Raw genomic sequence first — 17,237 nt, forward strand, 5'->3', positions numbered from 1 at the left:
GTTTCAGCATGCCTTATTTCTCCAGGACGTGGAGCATGTCCTTGCGCTTGGCGTCATAATAATAGCCGCGCGCATAGAGCTTGATGGCGTTGTCGTTCTGGTTGTCGGCAACGAGCCATGCGCCGCGCAGATATTTGATCGCGTATTTCAGATTGGTCTCGGCATCGAGCAGGCCGTTCGGGGTGCCTTCGTAGCCCATGGACTTCGCGGTCGAATACTTGATCTGCATGAGACCCCAGTAGCCGTTCTTGTGATAGGCCTTGGGGTCGTAGCGGCTTTCGCGATGAACGACGCGATGGACCAGGGATTCGGGCACGCCGTAAAGGCCGGCGTAACGCTTGATGAGCTTGCTGATCTCCGGCGGCGCGTCGGATGCGGTGGAGGGCAGGGGCTCGCCGGGTGCCGGGGGGAATTCCATCGCCGACAGCGCCGCGACGGCATGCGGCTGTGCCGCATAGGCAAGCGTTGCGGTGGAGGCGGCAGGCTGCCGGCCTGCCGTGATGGTCGGCCTGTCCGGCCGGGGCGTCGGGATGACCGACTGAAGCGCCACCATGTCCGGGGTGAGTTCCGCTTCGTCAAGCGCGATCGCCTGGGCGGCCGCAGGCTGTATCCTGCCTTCGGAGACGGCCGGCGCGACTGCGGGAGAAACAAGACGGCCGCTTTTCGACGCCGCCAGTATCGTTGACGTGGCGGGTGCCGGGGATGACGCGACCGGCGCGGAGGCCACCAGGGTCGATGTCTGCGGCGCAGGTGAGGCGGAATAGGTTGCCGGAACCGCCGCGGGCGCAAACGCGACGAGCGGTGCCATGGCCGGAGAAGCCATCGCGACCGTCTGGGCGGAGGCCGCATCGGCAGCCTGCGGGACAGGCACCGAGAACCTGCCTGTCTTGGCGAGCGCCACCGTCGGCTGGGAGCCAACCGCCAGTGTGGTCTGGGCCTGACCGGTGCCGGGCGCCGCATTGGCGACGGTCTGGTTCTGGGAACCGACCGGCAGATCCGCCCTGTATTGAATGTTCAGCTGCCCGTCCGCGGACGCCGTCTGGACCGGACCGGTCGACTGGCCATTCTTGGAAGCCGCCACGAGCTTGGGCTCATGTTCGACGCTGGAGCATCCAGCGAGGGCTGAAGACACGGCACATGCCACGACCGTTCCGCGGCCAAGGAATCGGATTATCGCCATCGGGTCGCTTTCATGAAAATTTCGTTACCCCAGTCAGCCCAAACGCCACCGAAAGAACATTTTCATTAACCTATTGGGCGGCGGCGGGCAAGATGCCGGCGGTCGAGCGAAGATCAGGCGGCGATCCGGCGATATCCGGCGGTGACCGCGCGGCGCGAGATGAAGCGCGTCTGAGGCTTGCGGGAAGCGGGATTGAGGGTGGAAGCGCGCCTTCTGCGACCCAGCACGCGACGGGGGAAAAGGATGTGGATTCCCGCTCCCAGCGCCACGCAGGCAAGGAATGTGGCCTGCATTTCGAGGATCTGGGGCAGGAGCGGGCGACCGGGATCGATGAACTGCACCAGTACTGCCGCAAGAACGGCCGCATAGCGCGGGCCGAAGACCGATTTGCCGACCAGACAGCCGAAGATACGGGCGGGCCGACATTCCGGCAGGTTGTCGTTATCGGCGATCGGCCCCGAGATTCTCGGGTCCTGGTAGGACCAGAGAATGTAGAACATCAGATATCCGAGGCTGACCCAGGACAAGGTCTCCAGGAGCCGGGGCAGGTAGAGGGACACCAGAGCCAGCGGCGCGACCGCCATGAGGAAGGCGATGGACAGACCGATGGCGAGGCCCGGGACGGTGGCGACCGCCGTGCGGCGGCCGCGCTGGAGCGAGAAGCTGGCAGTCAGGCAGGCAAGCGGGCTCGGCAGGAGGATGAGAAAGATCGCGGTCGCAGCGAAAGCGAGCCAGGTATCATTCGTCATCCCATGTCCTCCCGGGCGACCGTGATGGTGCCCGCCAACGTTCTTGCGTCATGCAGTCTCGAAGCGCTGACCGATATGGTCCATCACCTCGCCGAACCATTTTGCCGTCAGATCGAAATGTTTTCCACCCTTGATTCGCGGGAATTCGATCGTCCGCAGTCTTCCGCCCTGTTCCTCGTCGTGGCCGGTCACGCCCGACACCTTGTTCAGCGCGCTTTCGACCGCGAGATCGACCATGCTGTGGATAAGGCGCAGGTCCTCGGCATTCGCCGGAGCGGAGCGGGCGAAATAGCCGGACTTCTGGACCATGGACCGTTCGGCGCCGAGAAGGGCGGCGAACTGCTTCTGGAACCAGTTGCCGACGTTGATCGTGTCGATCTTCACATGTCCGAAGGCATCGCGCTTGATCGTCTCGCCGGCGGCTTCACGCTCGGCGACGATCGCGTCGAGGCAGGCGCCTTCGGATACGAACAGCGTCACGAAGCCGCGCTTGTCCATGATGTCCTTGAGGCGGGCGGCCTCGCTCTCCTGGTCGAAGGCCATTTCCGGCAGATAGAGACCGTCGATGTTCTTCATCGCCGTGTTCATCATGAAGCCTTCGACATATTCGTTGCCCTTGGTCTTCTGAATATAGGCGCGGGCGGTGGCCGCGGTAAGCCAGCCGCAATGGCGACCCATCACTTCGTGAATCACAAGTGTGCGAGGTGCCGCGCTCTGCTCGTTCGAGACATGGTCGAAGAAATGCGCGCCGACCTCCGCCGCGGTCCAGGCGCCGAGCGACTGGCGGATCGGGACGACGTCGTTGTCGACCGTTTTCGGCAGGCCGACGACCGTCAGGTCGTAGCCGTTGGCGCCAAGATAGGCGGCAAGGTCGGCCGCGGTCGTGTTGGTGTCGTCGCCGCCGATCGTGTGGAGAATGGTGATGCCATCGGCGGCGAGGCGGTCGGCGGCAATTCTGAGCGGGTTCTCGCCTTCCTTGACGAGGCCGCGCTTGACGCAGTCGGCGGCGTTGGTGAGCTTGACGCGGCTGTTGCCGATCGGCGAGCCGCCGTAGCGGTGCAGCAGATAGGCCTTCTCGCGCATGTCCTGGTTGATCTCGATCCTGTCGCCGAGCAGGACGCCCTGATAACCCGAGCGGTAGGCGACCATCTCGATCTCGGGGGCGATATCGTTATAGCGTTCGATCAATCCGCCAACGGCGGAAGACAGGCAGGGCGCAAGGCCTCCGGCGGTCAACATTGCTATTTTCTGTTTGGCCATCGTTCCTCCTTGACGCGCATCACTCGCGTGCAGCTCAAAAAACGATGAATGGATGCGACAGAGACAAGCCCCTGTAAAGTGAATTTCTCAAGAAAAACGGGCATTTCGGCTTCCCGGCGCAGGACGGCGGAATATAATCGATTCAATATGATGAGGCGGCTGCCGGGCTGTGGAAAAGGGTCGGGATCAACCGCCGTGCGATTATGCCTGCAAAAGTAATCACCGGCGGGTGATCGGGGGTTGATTGTTCGGAAAACATGAACATAGTTTAATGTGAGATGGACTGTCCGCCGCCTTGCAATCGCGGGGATAATCTGGTCCATTGCGGCGATGATCTTCGATTTCGCCTGTCTGCAAATCTCCTCCCTGTGGGAACGGCTCCTCGGCGCCATCGGCGACGCGGCGGGGAGTGTGCTCGGGCGGGTGGTCGAAGCCATCCGTACGGTGTTCGAGGGCGATCCGGAAACGCGCCGCAAGGTATCGTTCTCCGTGGCCATCATCGCGCTTTCGGCGAAGATGGCGAAGGCCGACGGTATCGTGACGGCGGCCGAAGTGACGGCCTTTCAGCAGATTTTCGACTTCCCCGACGAGGAAGCGCGCAATGTGGCGCGGCTCTACAACCTCGCCCGACAGGACGTGGCGGGATACGAGGCCTATGCCACGAAGCTTGCGGGCCTCTGCGGCTCGGGCGCGTCCGAAAACTGCCCGATGCTGGAAAACGTGATCGACGGACTGTTCCACATCGCCAAGGCGGATGGCCTGGTGCATGAGAAGGAACTCGCCTTCCTGGCTCGCATCGCGGAGATATTCCGGATCGACGAAGTTCATTTCCGTCGCATCATGGCGCGTCACGTTCACCTCGACGGCGCGGACCCTTATCTGGTGCTCGGCGTTTCTCCGGACGACGATTTTGCGGAAATCCGCAAGCAGTACCGTCTCCTGGTTTCCGAGCATCACCCGGACCGGCTGATCGCCCGTGGCGTGCCGGCGACGCTGCATGCCGCCGCCAACGAGCGGATGGCCGCTCTCAACGCCGCCTATGCGGCGATCGCGAAAGAGCGTCGCGCTGCATGACGTTCTTCACCGCCGATCATGCCGGCGCATCGGTAAGGCCTTCTCCCAATCATGGTGAGCGTGTCGGCGGACGCAAGCCGGACATGATCGTTCTGCACTATACCGGCATGCCCAATGCCGAGGGCGCGCTTTCCTGGCTCTGCAATGTGGAAAGCCAGGTCTCCAGCCATTACGTCGTGCATGAAGACGGAGGCATCGTCCAGCTCGTGCCGGAGGAGCGTCGCGCCTGGCATGCGGGCAAGAGCGCCTGGGCCGGGGAAACCGATATCAACTCCTGTTCCATCGGAATCGAAATCGTCAATTCCGGCCATCCCGGAGGGCTGCCGGATTTTCCCGATGCGCAAATCGGCGCCGTCGTCGAATTGTGTCGAGACTGCGGCACCAGGTGGGGAATCCCCCCCGAAAGGGTGCTCGGACACTCGGATGTGGCGCCCATCCGCAAGGTTGATCCGGGCGAAAATTTCCCCTGGCAGAAGTTGCACATTGACGGAATTGGTCATTGGGTCGATCCGGCGCAAATCAGCGGCGGGCGATTCTTCCAGTACGGCGAGATCGGCCAGCCCGTGGAGGCGCTGCAATCGATGCTTTCGCTTTATGGATACGATCTTGAAATTACAGGAAATTTCTGCGATCGGACAAAGGGCGTGGTGGAAGCGTTCCAGAGGCATTTCCGCCCTCTGCTTGTGGATGGAATCGCCGATTTTTCCACGATCGACACGCTGCATCGGCTGCTGAAGGCGTTGCCGAGATACAGCTAGGGCGCGCTGCCGTCGCCCGACCGAAGGCGGCGTATTTTCCCGTCGCCACATCATCTCCTTATTAGGTCATTCTAAAGGACCGGTTCGCGCAGCCACCATGTAGGACGGGGGTTGCAGAGATAAACAATCGGGTTTCGTAAAACACCGCGCCGTCCATCCGGCGACGCGGTGAGGGAATGTCTGCGTAACGACGTCCGCGAACCTGTTGGTCCGGAGACATTCTTACTCAATGAAAAAACTGGTCATTGCTGCCGCGGCGGGCCTTGCCATGCTCGTCGCGGAAACCGAACTCGTGCGCGCTCAGGACGGAGGCGACGGCGTTTCCCCTGCCAAGCCGCTCATCACTCCATGGGAAACGCGCGAGACCGGTTCTGCCGCCCCCACCGATGAGGACAAGCGTCTCGTCCGGCAGCTTCATTATGCCACGCTCATTCGGAAATATGCGGACGAGCTGGATGTTCCTGTCGAACTCGCGAATGCGGTGATCCAAGTGGAAAGCAATTTTCGCCCAACCGTCAGGGGCAAGGCCGGCGAGATCGGCCTCATGCAGATCAAGCCTTCGACGGCCAGGATGATGGGCTATGACGGGCCTGACTACGGGCTCTACGACCCGGAGACCAACATTCGCTTCGGCATGAAATATCTTGCCGGCGCCCATGAACTCGGGGACGGCGGGACCTGCGGCACGATCCTCAAATACAATGCGGGCCATGGCGCCAAGAGGATGAACCCGGTCTCCAGGCGCTATTGCGAGCGCGTGGAGGCCATCCTGGAAACAAGGGAGCAGACTGCGTCTCTTTCGACGGTAGCATTCTGATTCCGGAAACGGTTAGAAATGCCTCCAGGAAAAAGCATTTCGGATGGTCGAATCGAAAGGGCAGGGCATGGCGGCACGATACAAGTATATCGTCATCGGCAGGGGGATGATGGGGGCGGCCGCGGCCCGCCACCTTTCGGAATGGACCGACGGCGTCGCGCTGATCGGTCCGGGGGAGCCGGAGGACTACCGGCGCCACGAGGGCGTGTTCGCCAGCCACTATGACGAGGCGCGCATCACCCGGACCATCGATCCCGATCCGGTATGGGCGCGCCTTGCCAACCGCTCCATCGCCCGTTACGGCGACATCGCCGCCAGGAGCGGCATCGACTTCTATTCGGGAACCGGGTGCCTGATCGTCGGTCCGAAGCGGACCGGACAGCCGCCGTCCTATGTCGGCAACGTTATCGATGCGGCCGGCAAGCTTGGGGTCGCGACGGAAACCCTCGCCGATGCCGGCCTTGCGGGCCGATTCCCGTTCTTTGCCTTCCCGAAGGATAGCGAAGGCGTCTGGGAGCCGGAGAATGCCGGTCACATCAATCCGCGCCGGCTTGTGAAGGCGCAGGCGCTGCTCGCCGAGCGGCAGGGGGCGGCGATCGTTCCCGAGACGGTCCTGTCCGTGCGGCAGGAGGGCGATGCGGTCACGGTCGCCACGGCCGAGGGCAATCACTATTCCGGCGAAAAGGTCCTTGTCGCAGCAGGCGGTTTTTCCATCAACGAGAATCTCCTGGGGGTGCGTCTTGACCTGAAGGTTTATGCGCGCACGGTCGCCTTCTTCGAGGTGGACGAGGCGGCGATGGATGCGCTTGGCGACGTACCGTCGCTGATCTGGAAATGGACCGAGGGCGAGGACGGCATCTATCTCCTGCCGCCGGTACGCTATCCCGACGGCAGGCTCTATCTCAAGATCGGCGGCGATCCGGACGATCTGCTGCTGCCGAGCGAGCCGGAGGTCCGCGCCTGGTTCCGCTCCGGCGGCCGCGAAAGCACCCATGCGCACCTGAGCGGGGTCATCGGCCGGCTGATGCCGTCGCTCGATCTTTCCCGCACCTCCATGGCGGCTTGCGTCACGTCTTTCACGCCGACAGGTTATCCGGCGATCGCGATGACGGAGGCGAGCCGCATCGGCATCCTGAGCGGCGGATGCGGGGCGGCCGCCAAAAGTTCGGACGAGATCGGCAGGCTCGGTGCGGAGCTGATCTTCCACGGACGGATCGTCGATGATGCCTATTCGGCGGATTTTGCTGCAAGTTACCTGTAAACTCTGGCCTTCGCTCCCCATGTCGGTTATGGACCGCATGCCAGTTGGCCGGGCAGCCGCGCTTCACCAATGCCGAAAGGCGGTGAGGTGAGGAAAGTCCGGGCTCCACGGAAACACGGTGCCGGATAACGTCCGGCGGGGGCGACCCCAGGGAAAGTGCCACAGAAAGGAAACCGCCCCGCTTTTTCTACCGCTCGCGACGAGCGGCAGAGATGGCGGGGTAAGGGTGAAAGGGTGGGGTAAGAGCCCACCGCGCCCCTGGTAACAGGGGTGGCAAGGTAAACCCCACCGGGAGCAAGACCGAATAGGGATGACGCGGGCCTACGCGAAAGCGGGGCTACAGCCTGTTTCCGGGCCAGTCATCCGGGTGGGTTGCGCGAGGCGATGTGCAAACATCGTCCCAGATGAATGGCTGCCGCGTTCCGGTGCTTGCACCGGGGCCATACAGAACCCGGCTTACAGGCCAACTGGCGGTTCTCTTTTCTTCGCTTGCCAAGGGCGCTTGCGGCCTTTCTTGCCCGACGGACGGCCCGTCGTTAACGTTTCAGGCGCCTCCGGGGCGGGCCGCCGGAAGCCGGGGGCGGCCGCATTTTATATGAGCAATCCTGAAGATTCTTTTGATTGCTGTCTCTTAAGATGTGTTCCAGATCGACTTGAGCCGCTCGGTCAAGGCGGTTTCTTCATGTCTGCCGATAACCCTTTGTTAAACTTAACGGCTTATAAATAAATCCGGTTTGGGAGTGGCTAGCGGGGCTTCTCCCATTGACGCCCATATGGTCCCATGGTATCCCAAAATCGCATTGCACAAGGGCGAATGATCGCTCGCCAATCCCAGAGTTTCGGCCTTCGAGCCGGGCGGTTTCTTGTCCGTCCGGGCCGCGAAACCGTGTTCGGGCCGGTGTGCGTGCGCGGACGGTTTTCCGTCCTCAACCTGAATGGGGCGGATGTTTGGCGTGATGGGCCGCTTCCTGTCGAATGCGACGAACAGGGTCGATGCGAAGGGGCGGGTTTCCGTCCCGGCGGGTTTTCGTTCTATTCTTTCGGAGCGGGGAATCCAGGAGCTCTACTGCCTTCAGGATTTCATCTATCCGGCGATCAGCGTCGGAGGGCCGGATCTGCTCGATCGCTACGAGCGGCAGATCGCCTCCGTGGACCCTTTTTCGCCGGAGGCGAACCGGATGTCGCTGCTGGTTCATGGCGGCGGTGTCTTCATGAGGCTCGACGCGGAGGGCCGGCTGATGGTCACGGATTTTATCCGCGACTTCACGGGAATCAGTTCGGAAGTTACCTTCGTGGGGCGTTCGGATCATTTTCAGCTTTGGCGGCCGCAGGCGTTTCACGAGGCGCAGGCGGCGGCAAGAGAGGGGCGTTCGAGTTTTCGCCCCATGTAGAGCAGAGGTGCGGAATGGCGGCGAATCAAGGCGAGGCAGCGACCGAGCCAGAAGGCGGACCGGTTCGTCATATTCCGGTTCTTCTCCGGCAGGTCGTCGAGGCGCTCGAACCTCGATCCGGCAAGCTTATCCTTGACGGCACGTTCGGGGCGGGCGGATACACATCCGCCCTCCTTGCCCAGGGCGCGCAGGTCCTCGCCCTCGACCGCGACCCCACGGCGATTGCGGCCGGCCAGCGGCTCGTCGATGCCAGCGAAGGCCGCCTCACGCTCGTTCATTCGCAATTTTCCCGGCTTGCCGATCACGTCGCGCCGGGAGGGCTGGATGGCGTCGTCCTGGATATCGGGGTTTCCTCGATGCAGATCGACGAGGCCGAGCGCGGTTTCTCGTTCCAGAAGAACGGTCCGCTCGACATGCGTATGTCGGCGGAGGGCGTTTCGGCGGCCGATGTCGTCAATCGCGCAAAGGCTGGCGATCTGACGCGGATTTTCGGTTTCCTGGGTGAGGAAAGGCAGGCGGGGCGCATCGCCCGCGCCATCGAAAAACGCCGCGCCTCCGAGCCGTTCACCACCACGCGCGATCTCGCGAACCTCGTCGAAAGCGTCAATCCGCGCAAGGCGAAGGACAAGATCCATCCGGCGACGCGTGTCTTCCAGGCATTGCGTATCTTCGTGAACGACGAGCTTGGCGAACTTGCGCAGGCCTTGTTCGCCGCCGAACGGGCGCTGAAGCCGGGCGGCCGGCTCGTCGTCGTCACCTTCCATTCCCTGGAAGACCGGATCGTCAAGCAGTTCTTCGCCGATCGCTCCGGCAAGGTTTCTGGCTCCCGTCATATGCCGATGGTCGAGGCGAAGCCTGCAATCTTCGAAGCGCTCGGCAAGTCGGTGGTCATCGCCGATGACGAGGAGGCGGAAACCAATCCGAGGGTTCGTTCGGCAAAACTGCGCGCCGGCATCCGCACCGATGCGGCGGCGCAGCCGGCCGACCTTTCCATTTTCGACCTGCCTGATCTCGCCAGCCTTGCAAAGATGGGAGCCTGAGACATGTTGCGTAGCTTCGATCTTGTCCTGATTGGCGTGATGACGGCGACCGCCGTCGTGACCTACACGATCAAGCATCGTGCGGACGAAAAGCTGAGCGAGGTTCGGCGCCTTGAGGCGGAAATCAAGCTGGAGAAGGATACGATCGACCTTCTGAAGGCGGACTGGGCGCTCCTGACCCAGCCGAACCGCCTGCACCGCCTGATCAATGTCTACAATTCCGAACTCCGCCTGGCGCCGACCGAAACGACGCAGCTTGCCATGCCGAAGGAGCTGCCCATGCCCAGGTCGGCGCTCCCGCAACCGGAGACGACGATCGAGGACATCATCGCCGGCAAGAACAGCGAAGTCGCCGCGGCGCTGAAGGGTGTTGCCGCAGCCAAGGCCAAACCCGCCCAGAAAGTCCCGGTCCCGTTGCCGCGCGGCTCCGTCGAAATCATCTCCACAGGATCGGTGAAACGCTGATGTCTTTCCTGTCTCGCATCATGGTCCTGAAGAGCCGGGCGCATTTTTCCGCCGGCAGCCGCGGTCGCTCTTCCGCCGGGGGGGCCTTCGAAGGGACGCGCAAGCGGAAATCCTCCCAGGCGAAGAACCGGGTCGGGCTGCTGATCGCCGGCTTCGCGGCCTTTTATTGCGTCATCGGCGGGCGCCTGGTGCAGTACGGGATGGCGCAACCGCTGGTGACCTCCAGCATCCTGCCGGCCGACCGGCTGATGGCCTCGCGCCCGGACCTCGTGGACCGCAACGGCGAGGTGCTCGCGACCGACATCCGCACGGTCTCGCTGTTTGCCGAACCGCACAAGATCGTCGACGCGGACGAGGTGATCGAGAAGCTCTCGACCGTGCTGCACGATCTCGACGTCAAGTCGACCTATTCCAAGCTCAAGTCCAATTCGCGCTTCCAGTGGCTGCGCCGCCAGCTCACGCCGAAACAGCAGAGCCAGATCCTGGCGCTCGGAATTCCGGGGATCGGTTTCCGCCCCGAGAAGCGCCGTTTCTATCCCGGCGGCCCCACGGCGGCCCATGTCGTCGGCTACGTGAACATCGACAACCGCGGCGTTGCGGGCATGGAGCGTTATGTCGACAGCCAGGGGCTTGCCGACCTCACGGCTGTCGGGATGACATCCGGCCAGCCTCTCGAACCGGTGAAACTGTCGATCGATCTGCGCGTGCAGGCGATCGTTCGGGAAGTGGTCGTCGAGGCGATCGGCAAGTATCGCGCAATCGGCGCGGGCGCCGTCGTCATCGACGTCCATACCGGTGAAATCCTCGGCATGGCCTCCGCACCGGATTTCGATCCCAACAACCCGGCCGAAGGCGGAGAGCAGGGCTGGTTCAACCGCATGTCGAACGGCACGTTCGAAATGGGCTCGACCTTCAAGTCGTTCACCCTCGCCATGGGCCTCGATGCCGGCAAGATGAACCTGCAGAGCACGTTCGACGCGCGCTTCCCGATCCGCATCGGCGGCTTCACCATCAAGGATTTTCACGGCAAGGGCCGGGTGCTCAGCGTTCCGGAAATCTTCCAGTATTCCTCCAATATCGGCACGGCCAAGATCGCCGATTCCGTCGGTATCGAAGGCCACAAGGATTTCCTGACCAGGCTCGGCCTGCTCACCAGGATGCGTACGGAATTGCCGGAAGTCGCGCAGCCGAGCCAGCCGCGGCAGTGGAAGAAGATCAACTCGATCACCATTTCCTTCGGCCACGGCGTCTCCACCACGCCGCTGCAGACGGCGGTCGCCGGTGCGGCGCTCGTCAACGGCGGAAAATACATACCGCCGACCTTCCTGCCGCGCTCCCGCGAGGACGCGGACAAGGTGGCCACCCAGGTTCTCAAGCCCTCGACCAGCAAGGACATGCGCTTCCTTTTTGAGTGGAACGGCGCCAACGGGTCCGGCCGCAACGCGCGCGTGACGGGCTTCAATGTCGGCGGGAAGACGGGAACGGCCGACAAGGTCGTCAACGGACGCTATGCGCATGACAAGAACTTCAATGCGTTCCTGGCCGCCTTTCCGATGGATGATCCGCAATATGTCGTCCTGAGCTTTGCCGACGAGCCGAAGACGGACAAGGGCAATGGCGCAGCGCTGGCGGCAACGTCCGCCGCTCCGATGGTCAAGGAGATCATCGCGCGGTCGGCGCCCATTCTCGGTGTAAAGCCGAAATTCGGCAATGACGGTTCTGCCCTGCTCGTGTCTTATTGAGCGATAACAAATCGAGCGGACGATTCGTGGACGCTCAAAATGGACATTCAGCCGATGAAACTTAGAGATCTCGCCGGAGGAGACTTTCCCGAAATAGCCGAACTGATGGCGGGGCCGGCGGGCGATCTCGATGTGACCGGGCTTTCTTCCGACAGCCGCAAGGTGAAACCGGGCATGCTGTTTGCCGCCCTTGCGGGTTCGAAGGCCGACGGTTCCACCTATATCGGCGACGCTGCGGCGCGCGGCGCCATAGCCGCGATCGCCGGGCATCCGGCGGATGTGGGCATTCCGGTCCTCAGCGTCTCCAATCCGCGCCGGCTGCTGGCGCTTGCGGCCGCGCGTTTCTTCGGGACCCAGCCGGAGACCATGGTCGCGGTGACCGGGACTGCCGGCAAGACCTCGGTCGCGTCCTTTACCCGGCAGATCTGGGCGCATGCGGGTTATGCCGCTGCGCAGATCGGCACCACCGGCGTCGTATCCCCGAGCCGAAACGACTATGGAACCCTGACGACGCCCGATCCCGTGGAATTGCAGGAACTGCTGGCGGAACTGGTGGCCGAAGGCGTGACGCATGCGGCCATGGAGGCTTCGAGCCACGGTCTCGCCCAGAGCCGGCTCGATGGCGTCCGCCTTTCGGCTGCCGCATTCACCAATCTCGGCCGTGACCACATGGACTACCATCCGACGGTGGAAAGCTACATGGCGACCAAGATGCGGCTGTTCGATACGCTGATGGCGAAGGGATCGCCGGCGGTGATCTTCTCCGACGATGCATGGTCGGACGAGGCTGTCCGGGTCGCCGCCGCTTCAGGCCTCGATGTCCGCACCGTCGGTCGCAAGGGTGATTATCTCTGCCTCAAGCGCGTCGAGCATTTCCGCCACAAGCAGACGGCGGAAATCCATTTCGGCGGCGAGATATTCGAGGTCGACATTCCGCTTGCGGGCGATTTCCAGGTGGCGAACGCCCTTGTCGCCGCCGGACTCGCCATATCGACCGGTGTGGCCGCGCCCGTCGCCATGGCCGCTCTCGAAAAGCTGGTCGGCGCATCCGGCCGCCTCGAACTGATCGGCCAGACGAAGGAAGGGGCGCTCGCCTATGTCGACTATGCCCACAAGCCGGATGCGCTTGAAAACGTGCTGACCTCCGTCCGCCCGTTCACGACGGGCCGGGTGGTCGTCGTTTTCGGCTGCGGCGGCGATCGCGACAAGGGCAAGCGCCCGATCATGGGCGAGGTGGCGATGCGGCTTGCCGATGTCGTCATCGTCACCGATGACAATCCGCGCTCCGAGGTGCCGGAGGACATTCGCTCACAGATCATGGCGGCTGCGCCCGGGGCGATCGAGATCGGCGACCGGGCGACGGCGATCAGGGAGGCGGTCGGGATGCTGCATTCCGGCGACACCCTGATCGTGGCCGGCAAGGGCCATGAGGAAGGCCAGACGATCGGTGCGACCGTGCTGCCGTTCTCCGACCATGTGGAGGTACGCAAGGCGCTGGAGGAGCTGAAATCATGAGCCTTCTGTGGACGTGCGAGGAGATGATGGCCGCGACGGGCGGCCGGCCGATCGGCACCCTGCCGGAGGGCATTACCGGCATTTCGATCGATAGCCGCACGATCGGCGAGGGGGAGGCCTTCTTCGCGATCAGGGGAGATCGTGTCGACGGCCATGATTTCGCAAGTCTCGCGGTCGCGAACGGGGCTCCGCTCATCGTCGTCAGCGAGGCGAAGCTTCCGGCGCTCGGACGGCTCACCGTGCCGATGATCGTGGTCGACGACGTGCTTGCGGCCCTCGGGCGGCTGGCGCTTGCCGCGCGGCAGCGCAGCCGGGCGCGCATCGTCGCGGTCACCGGGTCGGTCGGCAAGACGACCACCAAGGAAATGCTGCGCCATGTGCTGGCGCCTTCCGGCGCCGTGCATGCCGCCGTCGCTTCCTTCAACAACCACTGGGGCGTCCCGCTGACGCTCGCCCGCATGCCGGCGGATGCCGATTTCGGCGTTTTCGAGATCGGCATGAACCATCCCGGCGAGATCACGCCGCTGGTGAAGATGGTGCGGCCGCATCTGGCGATCATCACCACGATCGCGGCGGCGCATCTCGGCCATTTCAAGGACCTGGAGGAAATCGCCGCCGCTAAGGCGGAGATATTCGAGGGTATCGAGCCGGGCGGCACAGCGATTCTCAACCACGACAACAGGCAGTACGACTTCCTGGAACGGAAGGCGCAGGAAGCCGGCGTCTCCCACATCTATACCTTCGGCCAGCATGCCAAGGCGGACTTCCGGCTGGCCGATTTCGAAGGCGATGCGGAAAGCTCGACCGTCTGGGCGGTGCTGAACGGCGAGACGTCGGAGATTCATATCGGGGCTCCCGGCCGTCACATCGCCGAAAACGCCATGGCGGCGCTCGGCGCCTGTTTCCTGATGGGAGCCGACATGCCGAAGGCCATGGAAGCGCTTGCCGCCCTGAGGCCCGTGAAGGGAAGGGGCGAGCGCCACCTGCTCGGTATCGGCGAGGGGCATCTGACCCTGATCGACGAAAGCTACAACGCCAATCCCGCTTCCATGCGCGCGGCGATCGCCCTCCTCGCCTCAGCAACGCCAGAGCTGACCGGCCGGCGGATCGCGGCGCTCGGCGACATGCTGGAGATGGGCGAGTTCTCCGCCAGGGTGCACGAGGAACTGGCCGGTCCGCTGCTTGCCGCCGGCATCGAGCATGTATGGCTTGCGGGAAAAGAAATGGCGGCACTCAAGGATTCGCTGCCGGGAAACGTCCAAGTTGCGTATTTCGAGAAAACGGCGGATCTCGCCGATTTCGTCGTGCGCTCGGTCATGCCCGGGGACGTGGTGATGGTGAAGTCGTCGCTCGGCCTCGGCTTCGGCAAGATTGTGGCGGCACTGCTTGACAACTACCCGGCGTTTTCCGACACGGAGCGCCACTCTTAATTAGACGCGGCTTGAGAAAGGGCCCTGAATGCTGATCTGGCTTGTGGAACTGGCGGATAGAATTCAATTCTTCAACCTGTTCCGATACATCACCTTCCGGACGGGCGCGGCCCTTTTTACCTCCGCTTTCATCGTTTTCCTGTTCGGGCCCAAGATGATCGCCTCGCTGCGCGTTCGCCAGGGCAAGGGCCAGCCGATTCGCGCCGACGGACCCCAGACGCATTTCAAGAAGGCCGGCACACCGACCATGGGCGGGTTGATGATTCTCGCCGGCATCGTCGGCGGCTCGCTGCTCTGGGCCGATCTTTCCAACATCTATGTCGTGGCGACCCTGCTCGTCACGCTGGGTTTCGGTGCGATCGGCTTCTACGACGACTACCTGAAGGTGACGAAACAGACGGAGAAGGGTTTTTCCGGCAAGGCGCGGCTCGGCATCGAATTCGTCATCGCCGGCATCGCCGTCTTCTTCATGATGCGCGTGGCGCTTGCCACCGGTTCGTCCACCAACCCGACGCTCGGCACCTCGATCGCCTTCCCCTTCTTCAAGGATCTGCTCCTCAATCTCGGCATCTTCTTCGTGCTGTTCGGCGGCTTCGTGATCGTGGCGGCGGGAAATGCGGTGAACCTGACGGACGGTCTCGACGGCCTGGCGATCGTGCCGGTCATGATTGCGGCCGCCTCTTTCGGCGTGATCGCCTACCTGGCCGGCAACGCGGTTTTCTCGAATTACCTGCAGATCAATTTCGTTCCCGGCACGGGTGAACTCGCCGTCATCCTCGGCGCGGTGATCGGCGCGGGCCTCGGTTTCCTGTGGTTCAATGCGCCGCCCGCGGCGATCTTCATGGGCGATACCGGGTCGCTCGCGCTCGGCGGCCTGATCGGCTCGGTTGCCGTCGCCACCAAGCACGAGATCGTCATGGCGATCATCGGCGGGCTCTTCGTCATGGAGACGCTGTCGGTCATCATCCAGGTCGGCTTCTTCAAGATGACCGGCCGGCGCGTTTTCCTGATGGCGCCGATCCATCACCATTTCGAAAAGCTCGGCTGGACGGAAAGCCAGGTGGTGATCCGCTTCTGGATCATCGCGGTGGGGCTCGCCATGCTCGGCCTTTCCACCCTCAAGCTGCGGTGACGCGATGATTCCCGTCACCACATTCAGGGGCAGGCAGGTCGCGCTCTTTGGGCTCGGCGGCTCGGGATTAGCCACGGCCAGGGCGTTGGTCGCGGGCGGTGCGAATGTCACCGCGTGGGACGACAATCCGGACAGCGTCGCGAAAGCGACGGCCGAAGGGATCGCGACTGCCGACCTGCGCACCATCGATTGGCCGGCGCAGGCCGCCTTCATCCTGTCGCCCGGCGTGCCGCTTACCCATCCGAAACCGCATTGGAGCGTCGATCTGGCGCGGGCCGCCGGTGTCGAGATCATCGGCGACGTCGAGCTTTTCGTGCGCGAGCGCCGCGCGCATGCGCCGGACTGCCCGTTCATCGCCATTACCGGCACCAACGGCAAATCGACCACCACGGCGTTGATCGCCCATATTCTCCGCTCCAGCGGCCGCGACACGCAGCTTGGCGGCAATATCGGCACCGCCATCCTGACGCTCGACCCGCCGAAGGCCGAGCGTTATTTCGTCGTCGAGTGCTCGTCCTACCAGATCGATCTCGCCCCGACGCTCGATCCCACCGCCGGCATCCTGCTGAACCTGACGCCGGACCATCTCGACCGCCACGGCACGATGCAGCATTATGCGGACGTGAAGGAGCGGCTGGTCGCCGGCAGCCGGACGGCGGTCATCGGCGTCGATGATTCCTATTGCGCGCTGATCGCCGACCGAGTCGAACGGGCGGGAACGACCGTCAGGCGGATTTCCAAGCGCAGCGTGGTGGCCGACGGGTTTTATGCCGAAGGCAGCCGGATCATCGAGGCGCATGGGGGCACGTCCTCGCTTCTTGCCGATCTCGACGGCATCCAGACGCTCAAGGGCAGCCACAATGCCCAGAACGCCGCCGCGGCGATTGCCGCCTGCCTGGCCATCGGCGTGTCGCGGGAAGATATCCGTGCCGGGCTGAGGTCCTTCCCCGGCCTCAAGCATCGCATGCAGCCGGTCGGCCAGTTGCGCCATGGGGGCGGCCAGGTGGTGTTCGTCAACGATTCGAAGGCCACCAATGCGGACGCCGCGGCCCCTGCGCTGTCGAGCTATGACCGCATCTACTGGATTGCGGGCGGATTGCCCAAGGAAGGCGGGATCGCAAGCCTCGCACCACTCTTTTCCCGTATCGTCAAGGCCTATCTGATCGGAGAGGCTGCGCCGGCATTCGCGGCGACCCTCGGCGAGGCGGTGCCCTACGAGATTTCGGGCACGCTGGAAAGGGCCGTGGCTCACGCCGCCGCGGATGCGGCAGCCGATGCCACGCCGTCCGCGGTGATGTTGTCGCCGGCCTGCGCCAGCTTCGATCAGTTCAAGAATTTCGAGGTTCGCGGCGACGCCTTCGTCGGCCATGTCGCGGCTCTCGATGGCGTCACGATGTTGATCGAGACCGGAAAGGGGACCTGA

At 63.4% G+C, this 17,237-nt stretch carries 15 protein-coding genes and 1 other RNA gene; 13 read left to right on the forward strand and 3 right to left on the reverse strand.

What is annotated here, in order from left to right; genetic code table 11:
- Positions 1 to 13: 13 nt before the first annotated feature.
- The 3 genes from ACFFP0_RS23230 to ACFFP0_RS23240 all read right to left on the reverse strand — a co-directional run bounded on the left by ACFFP0_RS23230 (position 14) and on the right by ACFFP0_RS23240 (position 3,189).
- The gene (locus ACFFP0_RS23230) at positions 14 to 1,081 is read right to left on the reverse strand and encodes a transglycosylase SLT domain-containing protein (RefSeq protein WP_377264588.1); all 1,068 of its coding nucleotides are present in this window, start codon (positions 1,079 to 1,081) and stop codon (positions 14 to 16) included.
- A gap of 212 nt (positions 1,082 to 1,293) precedes the next feature.
- On the reverse strand, positions 1,294 to 1,929 hold the full coding sequence (locus tag ACFFP0_RS23235; RefSeq protein ID WP_377264589.1) for a LysE family translocator: 636 nt from the start codon (positions 1,927 to 1,929) through the stop codon (positions 1,294 to 1,296).
- Positions 1,930 to 1,977: 48 nt separating this feature from the next.
- A complete protein-coding gene (locus ACFFP0_RS23240; RefSeq protein WP_377264590.1) occupies positions 1,978 to 3,189 on the reverse strand; it encodes a pyrophosphate--fructose-6-phosphate 1-phosphotransferase in 1,212 nt (403 codons plus the stop codon).
- A gap of 330 nt (positions 3,190 to 3,519) precedes the next feature.
- On the opposite strand from ACFFP0_RS23240, the gene ACFFP0_RS23245 reads away from it, so the two are divergent.
- The 13 genes from ACFFP0_RS23245 (at position 3,520) to murD (ending at position 17,237) form a co-directional block, all read left to right on the forward strand.
- Positions 3,520 to 4,263: a TerB family tellurite resistance protein gene (locus tag ACFFP0_RS23245; RefSeq protein WP_377264643.1), complete on the forward strand. Its 744-nt coding sequence runs from the start codon at positions 3,520 to 3,522 to the stop codon at positions 4,261 to 4,263.
- Entirely contained in the window at positions 4,260 to 5,021 is a 762-nt protein-coding gene (locus tag ACFFP0_RS23250) for an N-acetylmuramoyl-L-alanine amidase (protein WP_377264591.1), read from the forward strand. The genes ACFFP0_RS23245 and ACFFP0_RS23250 overlap by 4 nt, the downstream gene beginning before the upstream one ends.
- A gap of 229 nt (positions 5,022 to 5,250) precedes the next feature.
- Entirely contained in the window at positions 5,251 to 5,838 is a 588-nt protein-coding gene (locus ACFFP0_RS23255; protein ID WP_377264592.1) for a lytic transglycosylase domain-containing protein, read from the forward strand.
- Between the two features lie 67 nt (positions 5,839 to 5,905).
- Positions 5,906 to 7,099, forward strand: a complete 1,194-nt coding sequence (locus ACFFP0_RS23260; protein WP_377264644.1) for an NAD(P)/FAD-dependent oxidoreductase — start codon at positions 5,906 to 5,908, stop codon at positions 7,097 to 7,099.
- 40 nt (positions 7,100 to 7,139) lie between these two features.
- Positions 7,140 to 7,574: RNase P RNA component class A (gene rnpB, locus ACFFP0_RS23265), an RNA gene on the forward strand.
- 481 nt (positions 7,575 to 8,055) lie between these two features.
- On the forward strand, positions 8,056 to 8,490 hold the full coding sequence (mraZ, locus tag ACFFP0_RS23270; protein ID WP_377264645.1) for a division/cell wall cluster transcriptional repressor MraZ: 435 nt from the start codon (positions 8,056 to 8,058) through the stop codon (positions 8,488 to 8,490).
- A 14-nt stretch (positions 8,491 to 8,504) separates the two neighbouring features.
- Positions 8,505 to 9,530 (forward strand): 16S rRNA (cytosine(1402)-N(4))-methyltransferase RsmH, encoded by a 1,026-nt coding sequence (gene rsmH, locus ACFFP0_RS23275; protein WP_377264593.1) that lies wholly within the window; start codon positions 8,505 to 8,507, stop codon positions 9,528 to 9,530.
- 3 nt (positions 9,531 to 9,533) lie between these two features.
- On the forward strand, positions 9,534 to 9,995 hold the full coding sequence (gene ftsL / locus ACFFP0_RS23280; protein WP_377264594.1) for a cell division protein FtsL: 462 nt from the start codon (positions 9,534 to 9,536) through the stop codon (positions 9,993 to 9,995).
- Entirely contained in the window at positions 9,995 to 11,737 is a 1,743-nt protein-coding gene (locus ACFFP0_RS23285) for a peptidoglycan D,D-transpeptidase FtsI family protein (protein WP_377264595.1), read from the forward strand. The genes ftsL and ACFFP0_RS23285 overlap by 1 nt, the downstream gene beginning before the upstream one ends.
- Positions 11,738 to 11,791: 54 nt before the next feature.
- On the forward strand, positions 11,792 to 13,252 hold the full coding sequence (locus tag ACFFP0_RS23290; RefSeq protein ID WP_377264596.1) for a UDP-N-acetylmuramoyl-L-alanyl-D-glutamate--2,6-diaminopimelate ligase: 1,461 nt from the start codon (positions 11,792 to 11,794) through the stop codon (positions 13,250 to 13,252).
- Positions 13,249 to 14,682 carry a UDP-N-acetylmuramoylalanyl-D-glutamyl-2,6-diaminopimelate--D-alanyl-D-alanine ligase gene (locus ACFFP0_RS23295; RefSeq protein WP_377264597.1) on the forward strand — a complete coding sequence of 478 codons (1,434 nt, stop codon included), beginning with the start codon at positions 13,249 to 13,251 and terminating at the stop codon, positions 14,680 to 14,682. The genes ACFFP0_RS23290 and ACFFP0_RS23295 overlap by 4 nt, the downstream gene beginning before the upstream one ends.
- Positions 14,683 to 14,710: 28 nt before the next feature.
- Positions 14,711 to 15,814 carry a phospho-N-acetylmuramoyl-pentapeptide-transferase gene (gene mraY, locus ACFFP0_RS23300; RefSeq protein WP_377264598.1) on the forward strand — a complete coding sequence of 368 codons (1,104 nt, stop codon included), beginning with the start codon at positions 14,711 to 14,713 and terminating at the stop codon, positions 15,812 to 15,814.
- Between the two features lie 4 nt (positions 15,815 to 15,818).
- The gene (murD, locus tag ACFFP0_RS23305) at positions 15,819 to 17,237 is read left to right on the forward strand and encodes a UDP-N-acetylmuramoyl-L-alanine--D-glutamate ligase (RefSeq protein ID WP_377264600.1); all 1,419 of its coding nucleotides are present in this window, start codon (positions 15,819 to 15,821) and stop codon (positions 17,235 to 17,237) included.

The organism is Neorhizobium puerariae, assembly GCF_042429745.1.
GTDB lineage: Bacteria > Pseudomonadota > Alphaproteobacteria > Rhizobiales > Rhizobiaceae > Neorhizobium > Neorhizobium puerariae.

Bases quoted from the DNA above. Each gene is read 5' to 3' on its own strand.
- ACFFP0_RS23235 (WP_377264589.1), bottom strand. From the start codon at position 1,929: ATGACGAATGATACCTGGCTCGCTTTCGCTGCGACCGCGATCTTTCTC.
- ACFFP0_RS23240 (WP_377264590.1), bottom strand. From the start codon at position 3,189: ATGGCCAAACAGAAAATAGCAATGTTGACCGCCGGAGGCCTTGCGCCC.
- ACFFP0_RS23245 (WP_377264643.1), top strand. From the start codon at position 3,520: ATGATCTTCGATTTCGCCTGTCTGCAAATCTCCTCCCTGTGGGAACGG.
- ACFFP0_RS23250 (WP_377264591.1), top strand. From the start codon at position 4,260: ATGACGTTCTTCACCGCCGATCATGCCGGCGCATCGGTAAGGCCTTCT.
- ACFFP0_RS23255 (WP_377264592.1), top strand. From the start codon at position 5,251: ATGAAAAAACTGGTCATTGCTGCCGCGGCGGGCCTTGCCATGCTCGTC.
- ACFFP0_RS23260 (WP_377264644.1), top strand. From the start codon at position 5,906: ATGGCGGCACGATACAAGTATATCGTCATCGGCAGGGGGATGATGGGG.
- mraZ (WP_377264645.1), top strand. From the start codon at position 8,056: ATGGGCCGCTTCCTGTCGAATGCGACGAACAGGGTCGATGCGAAGGGG.
- rsmH (WP_377264593.1), top strand. From the start codon at position 8,505: ATGGCGGCGAATCAAGGCGAGGCAGCGACCGAGCCAGAAGGCGGACCG.
- ftsL (WP_377264594.1), top strand. From the start codon at position 9,534: ATGTTGCGTAGCTTCGATCTTGTCCTGATTGGCGTGATGACGGCGACC.
- ACFFP0_RS23285 (WP_377264595.1), top strand. From the start codon at position 9,995: ATGTCTTTCCTGTCTCGCATCATGGTCCTGAAGAGCCGGGCGCATTTT.
- ACFFP0_RS23290 (WP_377264596.1), top strand. From the start codon at position 11,792: ATGAAACTTAGAGATCTCGCCGGAGGAGACTTTCCCGAAATAGCCGAA.
- ACFFP0_RS23295 (WP_377264597.1), top strand. From the start codon at position 13,249: ATGAGCCTTCTGTGGACGTGCGAGGAGATGATGGCCGCGACGGGCGGC.
- mraY (WP_377264598.1), top strand. From the start codon at position 14,711: ATGCTGATCTGGCTTGTGGAACTGGCGGATAGAATTCAATTCTTCAAC.
- murD (WP_377264600.1), top strand. From the start codon at position 15,819: ATGATTCCCGTCACCACATTCAGGGGCAGGCAGGTCGCGCTCTTTGGG.